Origin of the sequence: Cobetia sp. SIMBA_158, assembly GCF_046566945.1 — a bacterium.
In the GTDB taxonomy this organism is placed as follows: Bacteria; Pseudomonadota; Gammaproteobacteria; order Pseudomonadales; family Halomonadaceae; genus Cobetia; species Cobetia amphilecti.
Genome location: NZ_JAWJYL010000004.1, coordinates 183764 through 203308, shown reverse-complemented (window position 1 = coordinate 203308; position 19545 = coordinate 183764). Strand labels below are relative to the sequence as shown.

The 19545-nt window shown below is 63.1% G+C and carries 15 protein-coding genes and 1 riboswitch; of the genes, 8 read left to right on the top strand and 7 right to left on the bottom strand.

All coding sequences use genetic code 11. The features are described from left to right. Positions 1-168: 168 nt before the first annotated feature. From R2R70_RS08630 to edd, 3 genes are read right to left on the bottom strand one after another with little or no spacing between them, the layout of a single operon-like run. Positions 169-1047, bottom strand: coding sequence for a D-hexose-6-phosphate mutarotase (locus R2R70_RS08630; protein WP_192837508.1), 879 nt, complete (start codon positions 1045-1047; stop codon positions 169-171). Positions 1048-1084: 37 nt separating this feature from the next. After that, positions 1085-2101 carry a glucokinase gene (glk, locus tag R2R70_RS08625; RefSeq protein WP_107336189.1) on the bottom strand — a complete coding sequence of 339 codons (1017 nt, stop codon included), beginning with the start codon at positions 2099-2101 and terminating at the stop codon, positions 1085-1087. 55 nt (positions 2102-2156) lie between these two features. Then, positions 2157-4007, bottom strand: coding sequence for a phosphogluconate dehydratase (edd, locus tag R2R70_RS08620; RefSeq protein WP_054555569.1), 1851 nt, complete (start codon positions 4005-4007; stop codon positions 2157-2159). 365 nt (positions 4008-4372) lie between these two features. Between edd and gap the strand changes: the two genes are divergently transcribed. From gap to R2R70_RS08600, 4 genes are all read left to right on the top strand, one after another. Next, complete coding sequence (gene gap / locus R2R70_RS08615) at positions 4373-5377, top strand: type I glyceraldehyde-3-phosphate dehydrogenase (protein WP_043331416.1); 1005 nt, start codon at positions 4373-4375, stop codon at positions 5375-5377. A gap of 695 nt (positions 5378-6072) precedes the next feature. Beyond that, positions 6073-6465 carry a hypothetical protein gene (locus R2R70_RS08610; protein ID WP_410977817.1) on the top strand — a complete coding sequence of 131 codons (393 nt, stop codon included), beginning with the start codon at positions 6073-6075 and terminating at the stop codon, positions 6463-6465. A gap of 314 nt (positions 6466-6779) precedes the next feature. Continuing rightward, positions 6780-9185, top strand: a complete 2406-nt coding sequence (locus R2R70_RS08605) for a PAS domain-containing protein (RefSeq protein WP_410977816.1) — start codon at positions 6780-6782, stop codon at positions 9183-9185. A 95-nt stretch (positions 9186-9280) separates the two neighbouring features. After that, positions 9281-10147 (top strand): dienelactone hydrolase family protein, encoded by an 867-nt coding sequence (locus tag R2R70_RS08600; protein ID WP_064503214.1) that lies wholly within the window; start codon positions 9281-9283, stop codon positions 10145-10147. Between the two features lie 166 nt (positions 10148-10313). On the opposite strand, the gene pncB is transcribed toward R2R70_RS08600, so the two are convergent. Next, positions 10314-11486, bottom strand: coding sequence for a nicotinate phosphoribosyltransferase (pncB, locus tag R2R70_RS08595; RefSeq protein ID WP_043331412.1), 1173 nt, complete (start codon positions 11484-11486; stop codon positions 10314-10316). Positions 11487-11645: 159 nt separating this feature from the next. Then, a complete protein-coding gene (locus R2R70_RS08590; protein WP_410977815.1) occupies positions 11646-12035 on the bottom strand; it encodes a DUF4190 domain-containing protein in 390 nt (129 codons plus the stop codon). A 103-nt stretch (positions 12036-12138) separates the two neighbouring features. Between R2R70_RS08590 and R2R70_RS08585 the strand changes: the two genes are divergently transcribed. The 4 genes from R2R70_RS08585 (at position 12139) to R2R70_RS08570 (ending at position 16219) form a co-directional block, all read left to right on the top strand. Next, positions 12139-13467 (top strand): GNAT family N-acetyltransferase, encoded by a 1329-nt coding sequence (locus R2R70_RS08585; protein WP_410977814.1) that lies wholly within the window; start codon positions 12139-12141, stop codon positions 13465-13467. Positions 13468-13596: 129 nt separating this feature from the next. Beyond that, entirely contained in the window at positions 13597-14892 is a 1296-nt protein-coding gene (locus R2R70_RS08580; RefSeq protein WP_410977813.1) for a nuclease-related domain-containing protein, read from the top strand. Between the two features lie 479 nt (positions 14893-15371). Continuing rightward, complete coding sequence (locus R2R70_RS08575; RefSeq protein ID WP_043331409.1) at positions 15372-15740, top strand: phasin family protein; 369 nt, start codon at positions 15372-15374, stop codon at positions 15738-15740. Between the two features lie 200 nt (positions 15741-15940). After that, positions 15941-16219: a peptidylprolyl isomerase gene (locus tag R2R70_RS08570; protein ID WP_043331408.1), complete on the top strand. Its 279-nt coding sequence runs from the start codon at positions 15941-15943 to the stop codon at positions 16217-16219. Between the two features lie 129 nt (positions 16220-16348). Here the strand turns inward: R2R70_RS08570 and thiC are convergent, their stop codons facing one another. Beyond that, positions 16349-18358, bottom strand: a complete 2010-nt coding sequence (thiC, locus tag R2R70_RS08565) for a phosphomethylpyrimidine synthase ThiC (RefSeq protein WP_410977812.1) — start codon at positions 18356-18358, stop codon at positions 16349-16351. Positions 18359-18484: 126 nt separating this feature from the next. Then, positions 18485-18625: riboswitch (TPP riboswitch) on the bottom strand. A gap of 159 nt (positions 18626-18784) precedes the next feature. After that, positions 18785-19444: a thiaminase II gene (tenA, locus tag R2R70_RS08560; RefSeq protein WP_410977811.1), complete on the bottom strand. Its 660-nt coding sequence runs from the start codon at positions 19442-19444 to the stop codon at positions 18785-18787. Positions 19445-19545: the final 101 nt, after the last annotated feature.

Here is a 19545-nt window from a genome sequence, read left to right as displayed (position 1 = left end):
GGGCGGGTCGCATTCTGTGGCGGCCCGACGCACGCTTGCAGGCGAGGCGAAAGTCACTGTCAGCCGGGAGTCATGTCGATGACACGATTCAGGCGCTGAGCGCTCTCGGTTGGTCGACAAGGTGCGCAAGGTGCCGGCCACGCCGTGAGCCGCGTGGCCGGCTGTCATTCACTCGCCGCTCGCCTCATCACCGCTCAGCGGTGAGATGTGCTGAGCCAGCAGATGCTGAGCGCCCGGCGGCAGCCAGACCGGGTCGAGGCGCGTGCAGGCGGTCTCGACACACAGGAAGCTGCGCGCATTCTCGACGCTGGTGTCGGCCGGCGGCGCGTCCCCGGGATGCCAGACCACCGTGGAGTCAGAGCCCTGCTTGGCGATGCGCAGCTGACGCTTGCCGTCCTCGAGCACCTGAATCTGGCTGGTCTGGTAGATGCGATCCAGCGGGCCACGCACGCCCAGTTCGCCCTGCTGGTCGAAGCGCGAGAAGTCCTGGCGCTTGTCCAGGTAGCTGGCGCCGGCCAGACCGGTGACGCGACATTCGAAGGCATTCGGCACTGCGAAGTAGGTATGCAGCGCGCCGGTCATCTTGATCGGGGCCTCGCCACGGTTTTCCGTGATCAGCTCGACCTTGAGGAAGCGGCGGCTGGCAAAGATCACCACGCGCGGAGAGAGGGCGGCGTGCAGTGCTGAGACCGGTGAGGCATGGATCTCGACGCCTTCCTCTTCCTCGTCCACCGCATCGATGCGCCAGTCGGCCTTGCGAGCGGGGCCGTGCAGTTCGCTTTCGCCCTCGGGGAACTCATCCGCGAACCAGGGCCAGCACAGCGGAATGCCGCCGCGAATGCTGCCCGGCAGGGCGGCGGGCGTTTCCGTCACCCACAGCCAGGGAGAGTCGCCCGTCGGCTGATAGTGCAGCACCTGAGCCCCCTGGTGGCAGACCACCAGCTCGCCCCACTCCTGGTTGAGGATCAACAGCGAGCGGCCCTGCCATTCGACAGTGCGTTGGCCAGCGGTGTCGGCGATCAGTGCGCGCAGACTTTCGGGGATCATCTCGAGCTACCTCGATGGTTCAGGAGGTGGCGGTGCATCATGCCACCTCTTCATTGTGCAGAGCCTCGGCGGCGCCCAGCAGGCCGGTCCACGGCGCGGTCACCACCCAGGTGGGTATCGCGGCATTGTAACGGCTCAGACGATTCTTGTCGGTGAAGGCGTGGCGGAAATCGCTGCGCATCAGCAGATCCAGGTTGCGCGGCAGCACGCCACCGCACAGATAGACCCCGCCACGCGCCCCCAGCGTGAGTGCTGCATCGCCGGCGACTGCGCCAAGAATCTTCATGAAGCGCATCACGGCATCAAAGGCGAGAGCATTCTGCGGTTCATCGTGATGCAGGTGCTCATGCGCTGCCTGACTGACGCTGGCCGCACTTTCGAGGGGAGTCGGCAGGCCGCGAAGCTCGCCCAGGGCCTGATAGATCTCGAGCATGCCCTGGCCACACAGCAGGCGCTCCACCGAGACGCGACCATGGCGACGGCGGAAGATGCCGAGCAGACCATCCTCGATCTCGTCGGTGGGGGCGAAGCTTGCATGCCCCCCTTCGGTCGCGAGCGGAATCCAGTTGTGGGTGCCGCGCACCAGACCCGCCACACCCAGGCCGGTGCCGGGGCCGATCACCAGTCGTGGCGAGGCCGCATCGCCATTACCTTCGGTGAGCTCCTCACCGATGGCCAGACGTTCGCTGGCCTCGATGTGGGGCACGCCCAGCGCCATGGCGGTGAAATCATTCAGGCACTTGAAGCGCTCAAGCTTCAATGATTCGCGTACCTCGTGCTTGAGAAACGTCCAGTGATTGTTGGTCATGCTGACGCGTTCATCATGCACGGGGCAGGCGAAGGCCAGGCAGGCCTCGACGGGTTGCTCGGCCTCTGACAGGCCCAGCATCCGATAGTAGGCCTGGATGGCCTCCTCGAGTCCGGCATGCTCGGCGCAGGCGAGCGTCTGGATGTGCTGCAGGGTGTGGCTGCCCGGCTGGACAAGTGCCAGCCGGGCATTGGTGCCACCGATATCGCCTACCAGAGCAAGGCGATGGGAGGTGTCGCGGGTCATCGTCCGGCATCCTTCCTTTGCGTCAGTGCCTCAGGAGAGTGACAGGGCGCGCCCATCACATCAGGTCGTGGCCGCTGCCCGGCAGGTCGCCGTAGCCTGCAAAGCTGGAGGCGCCTTCCTCGGCACCGCCGACCAGTGAACGCATGCCGGAGAACAGCTCGCGGCCCAGGCCGTGATGATAGCTGTCGCGAGTGATGGTCTCGGCCTCGCGCTCGGCCCATTCGGCTTCATCGACCAGCGCCGTGAGGGTGCCGGCATTGGCATCCAGGCGGACCACGTCGCCTTCGCGCAGGCGTGCCAGCGGACCGCCGTCGAGCGCTTCCGGCGTCATGTGAATGGCGGCCGGGACCTTGCCCGAGGCGCCAGACATGCGGCCATCCGTCACCAGTGCGACCTTGAAGCCGCGGTCCTGCAGGATGCCGAGGTAGGGCGTCAGCTTGTGCAGTTCCGGCATGCCGTTGGCACGCGGACCCTGGTAGCGCACCACGGCGACCATGTCCTGCTCCAGCTCACCGGCTTCGAAGGCGGCCTTCATCTCATCCTGGTCGCTGAACAGCTTCACCGGTGCCTCGACGAGACGATGCTCTTCCTTGACGGCAGAGACCTTGATCACGCCGCGGCCGAGGTTGCCGTCCAGTACGGTCAGGCCGCCTGTCGGGGCGAACGGGTTGGCCACCGGGCGCAGCACATCCTCGTCGAGGCTGTCGGTAGGGCCGTCCTTCCAGACCAGCTTGCCGTTCTCGAGGAAGGGCTCGCGGACATAGCCGGCCAGGGTGCCACCGTCCTGGGTGGGGATGTCGTGGAGCAGACCCGCCTTGAGCAGTTCACGGATCAGGAAGCTCATGCCGCCGGCCGCCTGGAAGTGATTGATGTCGGCCTGGCCGTTCGGGTAGATGCGCGTAAGGCTCGGCACCACCGCGGAAAGCTCGGTGAAGTCATCCCAGGTGATGGTCACGCCCGCAGCGCCGGCCATCGCGACCAGGTGCAGGGTGTGGTTGGTGGAGCCGCCGGAAGCCAGCAGGCCGACCATGGCATTGACGATGGCGCGGGCATCGATCTGGCGATAGAAGGGACGGTAGTCGCCGCCGACTTCGCTGTTGCGGATGGTCTGCTCGGCGGCGTGACGCGTCAGGGCTTCGCGCAGCGGGGTGCCCGGATTGACGAAGGAAGCGCCCGGCAGGTGCAGGCCCATCAGCTCGACCATCAGCTGGTTGGAGTTGGCGGTGCCATAGAAGGTGCAGGTGCCCGGGCTGTGGTAGGAAGCGGACTCGGCTTCCAGCAACGCATCGCGGCCGACCTTGCCTTCGGCGAACAGCTGGCGGACACGCGCCTTCTCGTTGTTGGGCAGGCCGGAGGGCATCGGGCCTGCCGGCACGAACAGTGTCGGCAGGTGGCCGAAGCGTGCGGCGGCAATGAATAGGCCCGGGACGATCTTGTCGCACACGCCGAGGAACAGGGCGCCATCGAACATGTTGTGCGACAGGCCGACAGCGGCGGCCATGGCGATCAGATCGCGGGAGAACAGTGACAGCTCCATGCCCGGCTGACCCTGGGTCACGCCATCGCACATCGCGGGCACGCCGCCGGCGAACTGGGCGGTGGAGCCCATCGCCTGGACGGCTTCCTTGATGATGCGCGGATAGTCCTCGAACGGCTGGTGGGCGGACAACATGTCGTTATATGACGAAATAATGCCCAGGTTGGCCGAGTTCATCAGCTTGAGACGATTCTTGTCGGTCTCGCCACAGGCGGCAAAGCCGTGCGCCAGGTTGCCACAGGAGAGCTCGGAGCGGTGTACACCGCGGCGCTGCTGGCTTTCCATCAACTGCTCATAGGCGGCGCGGCGTTCGCGGGAGCGGTCGATGATGCGCTGGGTCACGTGCTCTACGGTCTGGTTGACTGACATGCTCTTACCTCATGTATCAGGCGGCGCAGGGCGCCGAGGCTGGCGAAAGAAAGCGTTTCCCGCTGTGTGGGCGTGCTGCTATCCGGCGACGCTATCCAGTGGTGATGGCGGTGTAAAGCCTCTGGCCTCACTCGTGTCGCGTCGTTCGGTTACCGAGGTAGCCTACAGTAGCGCGTCATGGCGCTCGAGAAACGGTTTTGTTCGGAATATTCGGTAAATTTAACAAAAAAACTGCTTGAAGACTGGACGACTTTCGGCCAAATTATGGGAAAAGCGTGTAGGATAATTTCACGGAACACATTGCAGGCTTTCGTTCCTGGATCAGGTCTGGTCCTGCACCCGCCATACGCCACAGGAGTTGAGTCATGACATTACGCGTCGCCATCAATGGTTTTGGTCGCATCGGTCGCAACGTGCTGCGTGCGCTGTATGAAGGTCAGTACAACGATCGTATCCAGGTCGTCGCCATCAATGATCTGGGTGATCCGAAGCTCAACGCTCACCTGCTGAGCCGCGATACCGTCCACGGCCGTTTCGCCGAGACCGTCTCGCACGACGAAGAGAATCTGTTCGTCGGTGACGACAAGATCCGCATCCTGGCCGAGCGTGACCCGGCCCAGCTGCCGTGGTCCAGCCTGGACATCGACCTGGTGATGGAATGCACCGGTCTGTTCACCAAGCGTGCTGCCGCTGCCAAGCACATCGAAGCCGGCGCCAAGCGTGTGCTGATCTCCGCGCCGAGCGGCGACGCCGATGCGACCGTCGTCTTCGGCGTCAACGAAGATGTGCTGAAGGCCGAGCACCAGGTCGTTTCCAACGCGTCCTGCACCACCAACTGCCTGGCGCCGGTCGCCAAGGCGCTGAATGATGAAGTCGGCATCGAGAACGGCCTGATGACCACCATTCACGCCTACACCAACGATCAGAACCTGTCGGATGTCTACCACTCCGACCCGTACCGTGCCCGCAGCGCGACCCATTCCATGATCCCGACCAAGACCGGTGCCGCCGCGGCGGTGGGTCTGGTGCTGCCGGAACTGAACGGCAAGCTGGATGGTCTGGCGATCCGCGTGCCGGTCATCAATGTGTCGCTGGTCGATCTGACCTTCACCGCGTCGCGTGATACCTCCATCGAAGAGATCAACGCCATCGTGGCCAAGGCCGCCGAAGGCTCCAGCGTGCTGGCCGTCAACGAGCTGCCGCTGGTGTCCATCGACTTCAATCACGATGCACACTCTTCCACCTTCGACAGCAATCACACTCGCGTCAGCGAAGATCGCCTGGTCAAGGTCATGGCGTGGTACGACAACGAGTGGGGCTTCTCCAACCGTATGCTCGATACTGCGCTGGCAATGCAAGCCGCCAAGTAAGCGCTTGGTGAGTCCCGCGCGGCCTTTGATCCCTCATCGATCAACCCAAAAGGCCGCGCGGGACAGCAAGAATTCGGGGGCCTGTCAGTCCGTCGGCAAGACAGGAAGGCAGGCTCCCAACAGGTGAGGACGAGTGGCCCGAGGATTCTCGCGTCGCGCTCAGGCTCCACGGACAAGGCAATGCCATTCGTCCCCTTTGAATCGGTGGTCGGTCAGGGTTGGCGCCAAGACCGGCTTCGATGCTGCTCGGAATGACATCGCGTCATCCATTTTTGAACCTCTCCCAATGGGAGAGGTTTTTTTTGCGCACCATAAAAGTGCGGGAGATGCTTCAAGGCGCAAAGTGTCGTTGCCTTGCGTCAATGGCGTGACCTTATGGCAACTTTTCTGAGCACGATCGCGACAGAGTTGGATCAGGTGGCGTGAAACGTGCACTGATACGTCGAGAAAGGTGGTCAACATGTCGTCATCGTAATTTACGGTCGAGTGAAATTAGCGAAACTGTGGCGGTGTGTTACACTTCGCACCTGTTGGCCTTGCGTCTATCGGTGAGCCAGGTCATGACAACGTCAAATCATGCAGGCGGTCATATGGCCTGCGAGTGATCCATTGTTGTGCGCAATTCAGGGAAGGTATTGCCACACTGCCGCACACTCTCCGGCAGTTATCTCGACTTCCACAGCAGGCTGTCTCAGATGCACGATGCCATCCGCGAAGCTCATGAATTGATCGGTGCTACCTTGCGCGACCCGCGTACCCAGCGCGAGGGCAAGGTCGTGGGTATGGACCTGGGGCGTGAGCAGCCGGCGATCTATGTGCTATGGCAGGAAAGTGCCGCAGCGGAGCGCATCGGCATGGAGCCGGACGATTTTCGCGCGTTGCTCGAGCACCTGCGGGCGCGCCTGCCGGTCAAGGCGCCTTCCGCCCAGCAGGACAAGGACAGCAGGCAGTCGCGGCGTCACAAGCGCAAGGCTCCGCGCGCTACTGCCCAGCCGGCTGGCGAGAGCAATGAAGGCCGCAGTGGCGCACATGATGCCCCGTCCTCCGCGCTCATCGACGATGCCATGCCGCGTTCCGCGCAAGGCTAGATCTTTCCAAGCCAGCTTTGTTCAAGGCCGGGACTGCTCAAGGTGAGCTCTCAAAAAAGCCCGAAGCTTATGCTTCGGGCTTTTTGCATCCTGGGGTTTTCCCTTCGGCGCCGCTTGCGTGATATTCGCCCACAACATTGCGCGTCCGCTGCCGATAAGGGAGATAGTCAGATGCAAAGGCAAAGGTCGCAATCGTTCATATGCCGCCATCTGCCCGGATCTTCGCGCAATCAAGCGTTGGGGGTACTGCTGGCTGCCAGCGCCATGGATAGGGCATTCTTGAGCAAACCGCATGACAGAGAAGGGGTTTCACGTTGCCTGAATCATTCGCGGATAGTCGTTTGCTGCAGCATCATTATGCTGTCGTGGCAGATGTGTTGTTCACGCTCAGTGCTGATGGTCAGCGCCTGATTGCCATGAATGCAGCGGCGGAACGCCTGCTGGGGTATACGGTGCGGGATTTTCTCAAGCAGCCGGAGCTCTGGCTTTCGCTGGTGATCACCGCCGACCGGCAGCGATTGAGTGACTTTCGCGCCTCGATGGGGCGGGTCGAGCGTACGACGTATCGCATGCGCGACCGCAGCGGGCAACTGTTGTTGCTCGAGGAATGTCTGTGGAGTTCCGGCGTGGGGCATCCGCTGTGTGGACGAGTGACGGATATCACGCAGCGTGACAAGGCCAATGAACAGGAGCAGCAGCTGGCGCGTGCCTATCGTCTGATGATGGTGCGCAGCCGTGACCCGATGGCGATCCTGCTGCTCAAGGATGAAAGCCTGGTGATCAGTCATGCCAACCCGGCCTGGCATCTCTATCACGATGCGGCCTGTGCGCATTCCCGCCTCTCGCTTGAGCACCTCTACCTCCCTCATGTCCTGCGTAGCCTGGAGAGAGCCGAGCCCTGGCAATGCGATATCAGCCTGTCGCTGCCGCGGGGGGAATCCAGATTGTCCGTGCAGATGGTCAGTCTGGGACGCTCGCTCGCCGACGAGGGGCGTCAGGTGGCCGTGATGGCGCGCGACATCACCCAGGTACATCAACGCCTCGAGCATGTGATCGATCAACAGCAGCGTCTGGCGCGGCGGGTGGACGAGACACCCGGCGCGCACTACGCGACCGCTGGTGAATGGCCGCCAGAGGAATTGGAGTATCTGTCGGCAGGCAGCGAGGCGCTCACCGGGCTCTCGCATGACCTGCTGATGGCAAGCCCGGGTCTCTGGCAAGCCCGATTGGCGCCGGATGAGCTGACCATCTGTCAGCAGCGCTTTGATGAGGCCGTGCGGGAGCGCCATAGCCGTCTGAGCCTGTGTTACGCCTTCGTGCATGTGGATGGGCGCAAGCGCTATCTCCAGGATGACATGCAGCTGAGCTACTCGCCTGCGGGAGAGGTCACCGCCGTGCTCGGCAAGCTCAGTGACGTCACCCAGCGCGAAGCGCATCGGCGCCAATTGGACAACCTTGTCCAGCAGATGCGCGGCGTCGTCTTCCAGTGTCGCCTGAGTCGGGAGGGTGAGCTGCGTTATACCTACCTCTCGCCGGTCGCCTCGCAAGTGCTGGGGCTCGACCCGCAGGCCGTCATCGACGACCCCATGCTGCTGCTGGCGCGCATCGCGGGTCGCGAGCGTGAGCAGCTGCTCATGTCACTGCAGACCAGTGCCCAGCAGCAATCGCCCTGGGAGGCGGAGATACGCTATCAGCATCCGGATGGTCAGGAGCGCAGGCTGGCGTGTGTCGGGCTGCCGCAGCTGATCGACTCCCCCGAGGGCGGTGTGATCTGGAATGGCTATTGTGATGATGCCACCGTCCGATACCGTATCGAGGATGAGTTGCGCCAGAGCGAGGAGCGCTATCGCTTCATCCTCAACTCCGTCAGCGATCTGGTCAGCATCGAGGACTCCCACGGCATCTGTCAGTACATCAGCCCCTCGGTGGAAAAGCTCTGCGGCTATCGCCCGCAGGAGATCATCGGCCAGGAGATCAAGCAGCTGATCCATCCCGATGACATGCTGCGCATCGCGCAGGAGGTCCATCGTGCCGCCTGTCTCGGCGAGGTATTTCGAGTCGACTTCAGGATTCAACACAAGGCCGGGCATACGCTGTGGTTCGAGTCGATCTCGACGCCCTCGATGGACCCCGTCACCGGGCGTTATCAGCGCGTGCTGTCGGTGTCGCGCAACATTCATGAGCGCAAGCTGGTCGAACAGCGTCGCGAGCATGAAGCGATGACGGACGCCATGACCGGCGCCATGACCCGAGCCAGCTTCCTCGACACGCTCGAGACCCTGCTTAGCTCATCATCGCGGGAGCAGATGGCGTTGATCCTGTTTGATATCGACCACTTCAAGCGCGTCAATGACACTCACGGCCATGCGGCGGGTGATCAGGTGCTGATCAGTCTTGGCGAGGCGTGTCGTGCCCAGCTGCGGCGCGATGACTGCTTTGCGCGTCTGGGCGGCGAGGAGTTTGCCGTCCTGCTCACCGATGCCGGTACCGCCACCGGTGTCGGAATGGCCGAGCGCCTGCGACAGCAGATCGCGGCGCTGGAGGTGCGCTTCAAGTCGCTGACACTGCGCTGCACCATCAGCATGGGAGTGGCGACACCGCTGCCGGGGGAGACCCGGGATGGCTACCTGCATCGTGCCGATATGGCGCTCTACAGTGCCAAGCGCAGCGGCCGCGATCGGGTGGTGCTGGCATCGCAGTCCTTGAGCGAGGACAATTGAGCCAATACCGGTGATCAATCGGGCACACCTGCAGCCGGTGTCTCGGGGTGTGGATCGCGTCATGCAAGTGGATCACGTCATACAAGGAGTAGGCGATGCGAATGTTACGTGGCTGGTGCGCTGGCACCCTGTTGTTTGCACAGTCGGTATTTTCCGCCGGACAGGCCATGGCCGCCGAGGATGCACCGCTGGTCAATCGTCTCGAGGGGCCGCAGGTGGTGACGGAGACGGTGACCTATCGGGCCAATGGTGAGGAGCACGTAGGCTTGATCGCACGCGATGCCAAGGCGCAGGGGCGCCGTCCCGGTATCCTGCTGGTGCATGAGTGGTGGGGCTTGAACAGCTATGCCCGCAAGCGCGCCGAACAGCTGGCAGGGCTTGGCTACGTGGTCATGGCCGTCGACATGTATGGCGGTGGACGCACGGCCGAGCACCCCAAGGAGGCCGGTGCCTTCTCCTCTGCGGTGATGAGTGACTGGCCGAAGGCGGAATCCAGCTTCAATTCGGCGCTGGCGGTGCTGCGCTCACGCCCGGAAGTCGATGGCGAGCGCATGGCGGCGATCGGCTACTGCTTCGGCGGTGCCGTGGTGCTCAACATGGCGCTGACCGGAGCGCCGCTCAAGGCAGTCGTCAGCTTCCATGGCAGCCCGTCGATTGCCGTGACGGAGCCCGAGCCGTTTGCCGGCCGGGTCGTGATCCAGAATGGCGCGGCAGATACGCTGGTGCCGCAGGAGGATCTCGACAAGCTGGTCGCGACCTTCCAGTCCCTCGAGACGCGCACCACCCTGATCCAGTATCCGGGCGCCAAGCACGCCTTCACCAATCCGGAATCGGATGCCAAGGCGGCCAAGTACGATCTGCCGCTGGGCTATGACGCGGCCGCGGATTCGGCTTCCTGGCAGGTCATGCTCAACCTGTTCAATGAGGTCTTCAAGACACCGAAGAAGTCCGTCAAGACCTGAGCCGTCGTCACCGGTGCTGAAGGTGATCGACATGAAAAAGCCCGCCCGGGAAGTTTCCGGGCGGGCTTTTTCGTGGGGCTTTTTCTAGAAGCTATTTCATGAGCCTGTTTCAAGGTCTCTGGCAGGAGGCCATGGCAAGGCGTTCAGCGTTCGCTAAGCGCGCGCTTCAATCCAGCTCCTTGAGCGACAGCACCTGGTGCGCCAGACGAATCATGTCGGGGTCGCCGGTGTGTTTGCTCGAGACATCCGACAGCTTGATCACCGGCACCCATTCCTGACCTTCGGGGCGGGCTTCGGTCATCTTGATCACCATGTTCATCGGCTGCGGGCCGACATCATTGGTGAAGTTGGTGCCGATGCCGAATGACATGCCGATACGCCCGGCACAATAGCGCACGATGCGATCGACCTTGTCGGTGTCCAGGCCATCGGAGAACACGATGGTCTTGGTCTTGGGGTCGATGCCCAGCGACTCATAGTGACGGATGGTGGTCTCGGCGAAGTCGATGGGGTCACCACTGTCGTGGCGCACGCCGTCAAACAGCTTGGCGAACTTCTTGTCGAAGCTCTTGAAGAAGGCCTGGCTGGTGAAGGTGTCAGACAGGGCGATCCCCAGGTCACCGCGATAGACCTTGACCCAGTTCTCCAGCGCCAGGATGTTGGCCATCTTGAAGCCGAAGCGCGCGGCATGAAACATGAACCACTCATGGGCGTGCGTGCCGATCGGCTTGATGCCGTGGCGCTGCGCCATGTGCACGTTGCTGGTGCCGATGAAGCAGCCTCGGCCGTGGTCCTTGAGACCCGCGACCACCTTGTCGTGCACATCGTAGGAGTGCCGACGACGAGTGCCGAATTCCGCCACGCGGATGCCGAGGCGCTTGTAGTGCTCGATCTTGGCCAGGGTGCTGTCGCGCAGGGCCTGATCGCTGTCGCGTTGATCCCCGCCCAGCTGATACCAGAGCTCGCTGATCATCGCCATCAGCGGGACTTCCCACAGGATGGTGCGATACCAGTAGCCTTCGATATGCACCTCCAGCTCATCACCGGTCTGGGTGATGGTGATTTCGGAGGGATCGAAGCGGAAGCCCGCCAGGAAGTCGCGGTAGGTCGGGTCCAGGAAGGGGCAGTGAAGCTCGAGGAAGGATTTCTCTTCCACGCTCAATGCCAGTTCGGCCATGTTGTCTACCGCGATGCGCAAGGCCTCGCCGAACCCCGGCGGGAACGAATGCTCGCCACGGTTGATGAAGGCGTAGCGAGCGCGCGCATACGGAAACAGTTTCACCACGGCGTTCTGCATGGTGAACTTGTAGAAATCATTATCGAGAATCGAGTACAACATCGAGGCTCGCTCAGTATCAAGGCGGCTCGGGGGAACCGGAATCGCTGGCAGGGCAGGCGCTGCGAGAGGCAGGCATGCCCCGCTGGCACGGGGAAGCAATGTCGACGCATTATCCGTGCAGGCGCGCTGCACGTTCAAGCGGGAGTGCCCAGGCGCTGGTCAGGTGCTGAAGGCCATGATGCCGAACATGGTCAGCATCATGCCGCCGAACATCAGCAGGCCGGCCAGCGACAGGGCGATCAGCAGATAGCCGAGAATCAGACCGGCCAGGGCCCAGCTGTTACCGGCTTCGCCACTGCGGCGGATCTGGTTGCGCGCAATGTGGCCACACACGACGCCGCCGAGTGCCGCAGGCGCGAGCAGGCAGCCCAGCACGCTCAGCGCAAAGGCGGCCACTGCCATGAGATTCGTGCTGGCGTGGGTGTCCTGTGCGGGCGGGGTCGGCGCATAGGGGCCTTGAGAGGGCCCTTGCGAGGACTCTTGAGCGCGCCCCTGGGGCTGTGAGCCGCTCGTGGACGTGTCGTCGCGCGGCGTGGGAGTCTCTGTCATGTGGGTCTCGTTGTCCTGCATCATGACGACACACTAGCATGTCCTGGGATGTGCGGCATGTCTGCACCAGCGGTGGGCATGGCAAGACTATGAGGAGAGTACGGTGACAGGGCAATGGCAGGCAGAGGATGAGGCTGCGACAGGGGCGGCGGCACACGAGACAGGGTCGGCAACAGGCCAGCAGCAGGCTGCGAGCGCCGCAGATGCCGCACAGAAGCAGGGCTGGCGCCTGGAGGTGCTGGATTCCCTCGACGTCCTCACCGCCAGTGAATGGAATGCGCTGGCAGGCGATGACTATCCCTTTCTGCAGCATGCCTATCTGAGCGCGCTGGAAAGCTGCGGTGCGGCCAGCGCCGCCAGTGGTTGGCATCCTGCCCATCTGGTGGTGCGAGACGCCGACGGTCGCTTGCTGGCGGGGCTGCTGCGCTATCTCAAGCTGCACTCGCGTGGCGAATATGTGTTCGACCAGCAGTGGGCGGAGGCCCTGGAGCAGGCCGGTGGGCGCTATTATCCCAAGCAGTTGACTGCCGTGCCGTTCACTCCCAGCGATGGCCCACGACTTGTCACCTCGCCACAGTTGACGTCGCCCGCAGCCCGGCGTGCCTTGCTTGAGTGGTTATGGCCGCATCTCAAGGCTGGCATCGCACCCGCGGCTGAGCCGGGTAGCGCGCTGCGTCGTTATGAGCACAGCGGGTTTCATCTGCTGTTTGTCTCGGCAGAGGAGCGGCAAGACTGGCAGGCGGCGATTCCGGAGCTGATTTCGCGTCCCGGGATGCAATATCACTGGCAGTCACGCGGCGAGCCGGACTTTGCCACCTGGCTTGAGAGTCTGCGCTCCAAACGGCGCAAGGAGATCCGTCGCGAGCGGCGCAAGGTCGCCGAGCAAGGCTTCACGCTGGCCAAGCTCGAGGGGGCGCAGATCGGCCCTGACGACATCGAGGCCTTCTACCGCTGCTACTGCATGACCTATCTCGAGCGCGGCCAGCGCCCTTATCTGCCGCTCGATTTCTTCCAGCAGCTCAGGCGCAGCATGCCCGAGCGGTTGCTGCTGGTGCAGGCGCGTGATGAGCAGGGCGCGCCGGTGGCGGCAGCCTTGTGTCTGATCGGCAGTGATTGCCTGTATGGTCGTTGGTGGGGCAGCGAAGTGCATGCCGATTGCCTGCACTTCGAGGTCTGCTATTACCAGGGGCTTGAATTCTGCCTGCAGCGAGGGCTCAAGCGCTTCGATCCCGGCACTCAGGGTGAGCACAAGATCAGCCGCGGTTTCGCGGCGTATGCCACCGGGTCGCTGCATTGGCTGATGCATCCCGGGCTTCAGGAGGCGGTGGCAGAGGCGGTCGAGGAGGAGGCGCGCTGGCTCAGCAAGGCGCGTCAGCAGGTGACGGCAATGCTGCCTTACCGGGAGGCCGCGCCCCAGCCAGCGCAGGAGTGATGACCCTCAGACTTCGTCACTGCAATCCGCTATCCGCTGGCGGATTCTCCCGCGGAGTCAGAGGCAAGAAAGATTGCGAATAGAGCACTACACTGAGTTATATATGAATGCTCTAATCCAGAGGCGCCCATGCTGATCAAGGACTGCGATTCACGGGAATATGACCTGCTGGTGCTCGAGGTGCTGGCGCAGGATGCTGCGCTTGCCGCGCCCGAGCGCCACAAGGTGCTGGAGGCCCTGCGTGCGATACGTGCCCGTCAGGCGCGTCGCCGTGCGCTGGCAAGCCAGCTGGATGCCTTGTTGGGGACGCGGGATGATTGGGTGGTGCTGCATGATGTGCGGCTGGCGCAGGCAGAGGGCGTGATCGAGATCGATCACCTGCTGATCAACAGCCTCATGCAGGTCTGGGTGCTGGATGCCTCCTGTTTTGATCTGACGCTCTCGATCACTCCCTTCGGTGAGCTGTTGGCCCATAGCGGACGAGTCTCTGAGGGTGGCGAGACACCCTCAGGCGAAGATGGCGTCATGGCACATGCCGTGACGCCGTGTCCCTTGCAGACGATCCCTGAGCGTAGCCGCACCATCGTGCAATGGCTGGAGGCCTCCTCGTTGTTGCCTGTGCGCCTGGGGATGACCCTGCAGCCACAATTGCGCTATCGCATCGTGGTGGCCGATGCGGCTCAGGTCAGTCGGCCGCCGGAAGATATCGTGGACAGTCGTGCGCTGCTGTCCTTCGCGCACCTCAAGCGTCAGTGCCTGCAGGTGAGCGGCAAGACCGCATACGTGACACGGCTGCGCAGTTTTACCCACCGCCTCGATCAGCGCCGCCTGCGCCAGCTGGGGCGCGCCATCGCGACCCAGCATGTGGCCCCCAATACGGATTGGGTGGCGGAGCTGGGCCTGGCCGCTGGCACGCGCGCGACGGATGGCGACGCTGCCACTCAGGTATCCCCGCTGGCCTATCTATGGCAACCGCCGCTATCGCCTGAAGAACTGGCGCGGGCCTCAGGCGATAGCGCTGCCATGGCGGCAGAGTCCGATGACATGGAAGGGGCGTCGGATGACACGACGCTGGCGGTCCAGCGTGGCGTGACATCTACGGCTGCCCTGAAACGGCAGTGCGGTTTTGGGGGACGAGGGCTGCAGGCCGCGCATTGGCAGCCCGAGCACCAGGCCCCGGATCAGGGCAGCCAGGAAGACCCCGCGAGCCCGCAGGCGGCAGGCGAGCAGCCGGGTGCTGCGGCCGACAATCATCAGGGCGCGTCTTCCGCCCAGTCGCAGGATGAGGAAGGCTTGCCGCGCTGTCAGGGCTGTCGGCGATGGCTTTCCACCCAGAGTGTCGACTTCTGTCGCCAGGCAGATCAGGCACGCACGCTGGGCGGGCGCCTGCTCTGCAAACGCTGTCGCGACGCCTCATGCCAGTGAGGCAGCAGCACGGCGCTCTCCTCAAGTTCAGCCTTTCAGCTTCAGGCTTCTGTCTCAGCCCTCTGTCCTAGCCCTCTATCCTCTCAGCCCTATGTCCCAGCACTTTGGCCCAGCACTTTGGCCAGTCTGGCGTTCCAGGGCGTGGTGCAGGGCGTGACGGGGCCCCAAGGCGTCAATTTTCTTTTCGACTTCTGATTGTTTTTCTCCAGTGCAATCAAGCAACTGCATCAACCATGGCGTACAGACCAGTCGTTGCGATGTTTTTGATGTTGCAGTGCAACAAAGACTGTCTTATGCTGCGTTGCAGCGAGGATGGAACCTGGTCGATAGCACTATCTGACCGCGACGGCTTGATAGTGACGGCTTGATAATGATGGCTCGGTCACTACGGTGCACCAGCCCGGTTCAGTCCTGATAACCGAACGGAGCAACGCTCCGGTTCATTTCAGCGTGATGCCAATACCCTGGAGGGTGCCTACATGTTCAATGCCAACTTCGAGAAGTCCGCTCAGCAGTTCGACGATATGTTCCTGTCTCCGCTGCGTGCGTTCAGCGCCCTGAGCATCGATTACAGCGAGAAGCTGATCGGCGCACAGATGGAACTGACCAAGTCCTATGCTGATGCTTCCCTGACCCAGGCGCGTTCCATGCTCGAGATCAAGGACAGCGAAGGTCTGAAGAACTTCGTCAAGGAGCAGCAGGAAACCGTCAAGACTCTGGGCGAGAAGCTGCAGAACGACACCCAGAAAGTGGTCGAGCTGAACCAGGAATACGCCAAGAAAGGTCAGGAACTGGCAGAAAGCAACGCCAAGTCCGCCTCCGAGGCCATGCAGAAAGTCGCCAAGTAAGCGACTGCTGCCGACGCTCTCAGGCGAGCGTCCCCAACGCCCACTCGGTCTTCCGGGTGGGCGTTCGCGTGTCTGGAGCATCGCTGAGCAGGTGGGGAGGCGCGCGACGCTAGCGGCGAGCGCTGCCTTGGGCCACAATGACCTGCCACGCCGCTGGTGATTGCCGGCAGCATTTATTCGATCAGTGACAGGTGATAGACATGGCACAGGCCACAGCGCGTCATATTCTCGTTTCCAGCGAAGAACAGTGTGCAGCTCTCAAGACCGAAATCGAGAACGGCCGCGATTTCGCTGATGCCGCTCGCGAGCACTCCTCCTGCCCGTCCGGCCGCAGTGGCGGCGACCTGGGCGCCTTCGGCCCGGGCATGATGGTCAAGGAATTCGACGAAGTCGTGTTCAGCGCCCCGATCAACACGGTGCAGGGCCCGGTGAAGACCCAGTTCGGTTATCACCTGCTGGAAGTCACCAGCCGCACGTGAGCCTTCTGTCACGCTCATGAGATGTCATGAGCCCCTGGCAGGATGTGACGAAAACGCCCCGACCATCACTGGTCGGGGCGTTTTTTGTGTCGCTCGGAAAGTCAGCCTTCCTGTACGTCAGGCGCTTGGCTAGACCTCCTGATAGAGCTGGCTGCCTTCACGCTTGAACTTGTCGGCCTGCTCCTGCATGCCGGTCATCACGCTGTCGGCATCGCCGGTCAGGCCATGCTCATTGGCGTAATCACGCACTTCCTGGGTGATCTTCATCGAGCAGAACTTCGGCCCGCACATGGAGCAGAAGTGGGCGACCTTGGCCGAGTCCTTGGGCAGCGTCTCGTCGTGGAAGCTGCGCGCGGTGTCCGGGTCCAGGCCCAGATTGAACTGGTCTTCCCAGCGGAACTCGAAGCGTGCCTTGGAGAGCGCATTGTCACGGCGTTGCGCGCCCGGGTGGCCCTTGGCCAGATCGGCGGCATGCGCGGCGATCTTGTAGGTGATGATACCGGTCTTGACGTCGTCCTTGTTGGGCAGGCCCAGGTGCTCCTTGGGGGTCACGTAGCAGAGCATGGCGCAGCCGAACCAGCCGATCATCGCGGCCCCGATGCCGGAGGTGATGTGGTCGTAGCCCGGGGCGATGTCGGTGGTCAGCGGGCCGAGGGTGTAGAAGGGCGCCTCGTCACACTCGCTGAGCTGCTTGTCCATGTTCTCCTTGATCAGGTGCATCGGCACGTGACCCGGGCCCTCGATCATGACCTGGACATCGTGCTGCCAGGCGATCTTCGTCAACTCGCCGAGCGTCTCGAGCTCACCGAACTGGGCGGCGTCATTGGCATCGGCCACCGAGCCCGGGCGCAGGCCATCGCCCAGTGACAGACTGATGTCGTAGGCCTTGCAGATCTCGCAGATGTCCTCGAAGTGGCGATAGAGGAAGCTTTCCTCGTGATGCGCCAGACACCACTTGGCCATGATCGAGCCGCCGCGCGAGACGATGCCGGTCACGCGGCTGGCGGTCAGCGGCACATAGCGCAGCAGGACGCCGGCGTGGATGGTGAAGTAGTCGACGCCTTGCTCGGCCTGCTCGATCAGCGTGTCGCGGAAGATCTCCCAGTCGAGGTTCTCGGCCACGCCATCGACCTTCTCCAGCGCCTGATAGATCGGCACCGTGCCGATGGGCACGGGAGAATTGCGCAGAATCCATTCACGGGTCTCGTGGATGTTGGCGCCGGTCGAGAGATCCATCACGGTGTCGGAACCCCAGCGGATCGCCCAGGTCATCTTGTCGACCTCTTCCTCGATGGAGGAGGTGACCGCCGAGTTGCCCAGGTTGCCGTTGACCTTCACCAGGAAGTTGCGGCCGATGATCATCGGCTCGCTTTCCGGGTGATTGATATTGGCGGGAATGATGGCGCGGCCGCGGGCGACTTCCTCACGCACGAATTCGGCGGTGATCTCGTCGGGCAGGTTGGCGCCGAAGCTGTGGCCCGGGTGCTGGTGGCCCAGAATGCTCTCGACGGATTCGCTGCCCTGATATTCCTCACGCAGCGCGATACGACGCTGGTTCTCGCGAATCGCGATGTATTCCATCTCGGGGGTGATGATGCCCTGACGCGCGTAGTGCAGCTGGGTGACATTCTTGCCCGGCAGGGCGCGACGCGGGCGGTGGTCCAGCTCGAAGCGCAGTGACGACAGGCGCAGGTCGGCCTGGCGCACGCGGCCATATTCACTGCTCAGCTGATTGAGCTGTTCGGTATCACCGCGTTCCTCGATCCACTTCTCGCGCAGCGGCGCCAGACCCCGGCGGATGTCGATCTCGACCGCCGGATCGGTGTAGGGGCCGGAGGTATCGTAGACGACGATCGGCGGGTTCTCTTCCAAGCCGCTGGAGGTCTGGGTCGGCGAGCAGCCGATCTCGCGCATGGGCACGCGGATGTCCGGACGGGAGCCTTCGATATAGATCTTGCGCGAGCCGCTGAGCGGCGCGATGGCGGCGGCGTCGACTTGTGCTTCGCTGGCGAGGTGGCGGCTGCCATCCTTGCGACCGGCACGCGCGCGTGCCTTGGGGGCAGCATCAGGCTGCGAGGCGAGCGGTGACTCGGCGGCGTTGGTGGCTTGCGGGTCTTGTGTCGTCGGGGCAGTGCTCATGCAGGTCTCCTCAAAGGGCGACGTCACGGCTGACGTCATCATGGGAAGACCGTGCGCAGGGAGAGGATGGTCGTCGCCGACTCCTTGCCAGCAGGTGGCCCGGGAGCGAGGCGGCCGCGCGTAGCGGCTGGCCATCAGCTTGATTCCTACGCCGGTCCTAACCGGTTCAGGTTCCACGGGACCCCTTGCTGGCAAGCTCGCGCGTCAGGGCGGCGAAGCATGCATGCAGGATCTCAGCCGGTTCCACCGGCACCCCGTCAAGCGTGTGCAGATTTCAATGCGAGAGGGTGTTGCCCGAAGCGTCAGGCTTGCCACGGGGAGCATTCTCGCATCCAGGCTCTGTTGGCCTGTCAGTCGTGCCATCCATGGGGATGGCGTCATCCCGAGCGGCTCATGGCGAGTGCCGGGACGTCAGTCTGTCATGACTCAAGCGCGATCGAGGCCCATCTGCCAGAAGTCGATCTCGAGTCGCGTGGCGTCCCGGAAGACATCGACCAGTTCACCCAATCGACGCTCCGAGACCTCCGAGAGCCGCGCATCCAGCCATTCACGCTCGGCTTCGACGGCTTCCTTGAAGTCATCGCTTGAGTACATCGCGATCCAGTCCGCGTACGGGTTGTTCTCGATCTCGGTGGTGTCCTGATCGAGCAGCCACTCGGCGATCTCGCCGTAGCCGATCAGGCAGGGCGCGAGCGCCACGTGCAGGTCGAGCAGGTCGCCGCGTTGGCCGCAATCGAGCACGTAACGGGTATAGGCCAGGGTGGCGCGGGATTCCGGCAGCTCGCTCAGGTCATCCTCGCTGATGCCCCACTCGCTGCAGTAGCCGATATGCAGATCGAGCTCGGTATTGAGGATGGTGTCGAGACTGGCCGTGGCCTGACGCAGCTCCGCGAGGGTGCGGCTCTTGTAGGCGGCCAGCGCCCAGGCGCGTGCGAAGTGGATCAGGAACAGGTAGTCCTGCTGCAGGTAATGGCGGAAGGACTCCTCCGGCAGATGACCTTCGCCCAGCTGGCGAACGAAGTCGTGCTCGAGATAGTCACGCCATTCCTCGGCGCAGGCACTGGTCAGGTCGTTGAAACTAGGCATGACGCATCCCTCGGTGAGCGTGCTGACGACCCGTGATGGGGCGGCAGGTCTCTGGCGCAAGCGTGGCCAGTACCGGAACAGGAGCAGGGGAAAAGCGGGGG

What these genes read in the sequence shown, in the direction of transcription:
- R2R70_RS08590 (WP_410977815.1), bottom strand. Translation starts at nt 12,035, where the DNA reads ATGACAGAGACTCCCACGCCGCGCGACGACACGTCCACGAGCGGCTCA.
- edd (WP_054555569.1), bottom strand. Translation starts at nt 4,007, where the DNA reads ATGTCAGTCAACCAGACCGTAGAGCACGTGACCCAGCGCATCATCGAC.
- R2R70_RS08570 (WP_043331408.1), top strand. Translation starts at nt 15,941, where the DNA reads ATGGCACAGGCCACAGCGCGTCATATTCTCGTTTCCAGCGAAGAACAG.
- R2R70_RS08610 (WP_410977817.1), top strand. Translation starts at nt 6,073, where the DNA reads ATGCACGATGCCATCCGCGAAGCTCATGAATTGATCGGTGCTACCTTG.
- R2R70_RS08600 (WP_064503214.1), top strand. Translation starts at nt 9,281, where the DNA reads ATGCGAATGTTACGTGGCTGGTGCGCTGGCACCCTGTTGTTTGCACAG.
- R2R70_RS08630 (WP_192837508.1), bottom strand. Translation starts at nt 1,047, where the DNA reads ATGATCCCCGAAAGTCTGCGCGCACTGATCGCCGACACCGCTGGCCAA.
- pncB (WP_043331412.1), bottom strand. Translation starts at nt 11,486, where the DNA reads ATGTTGTACTCGATTCTCGATAATGATTTCTACAAGTTCACCATGCAG.
- R2R70_RS08580 (WP_410977813.1), top strand. Translation starts at nt 13,597, where the DNA reads ATGCTGATCAAGGACTGCGATTCACGGGAATATGACCTGCTGGTGCTC.
- tenA (WP_410977811.1), bottom strand. Translation starts at nt 19,444, where the DNA reads ATGCCTAGTTTCAACGACCTGACCAGTGCCTGCGCCGAGGAATGGCGT.
- gap (WP_043331416.1), top strand. Translation starts at nt 4,373, where the DNA reads ATGACATTACGCGTCGCCATCAATGGTTTTGGTCGCATCGGTCGCAAC.
- glk (WP_107336189.1), bottom strand. Translation starts at nt 2,101, where the DNA reads ATGACCCGCGACACCTCCCATCGCCTTGCTCTGGTAGGCGATATCGGT.
- thiC (WP_410977812.1), bottom strand. Translation starts at nt 18,358, where the DNA reads ATGAGCACTGCCCCGACGACACAAGACCCGCAAGCCACCAACGCCGCC.
- R2R70_RS08575 (WP_043331409.1), top strand. Translation starts at nt 15,372, where the DNA reads ATGTTCAATGCCAACTTCGAGAAGTCCGCTCAGCAGTTCGACGATATG.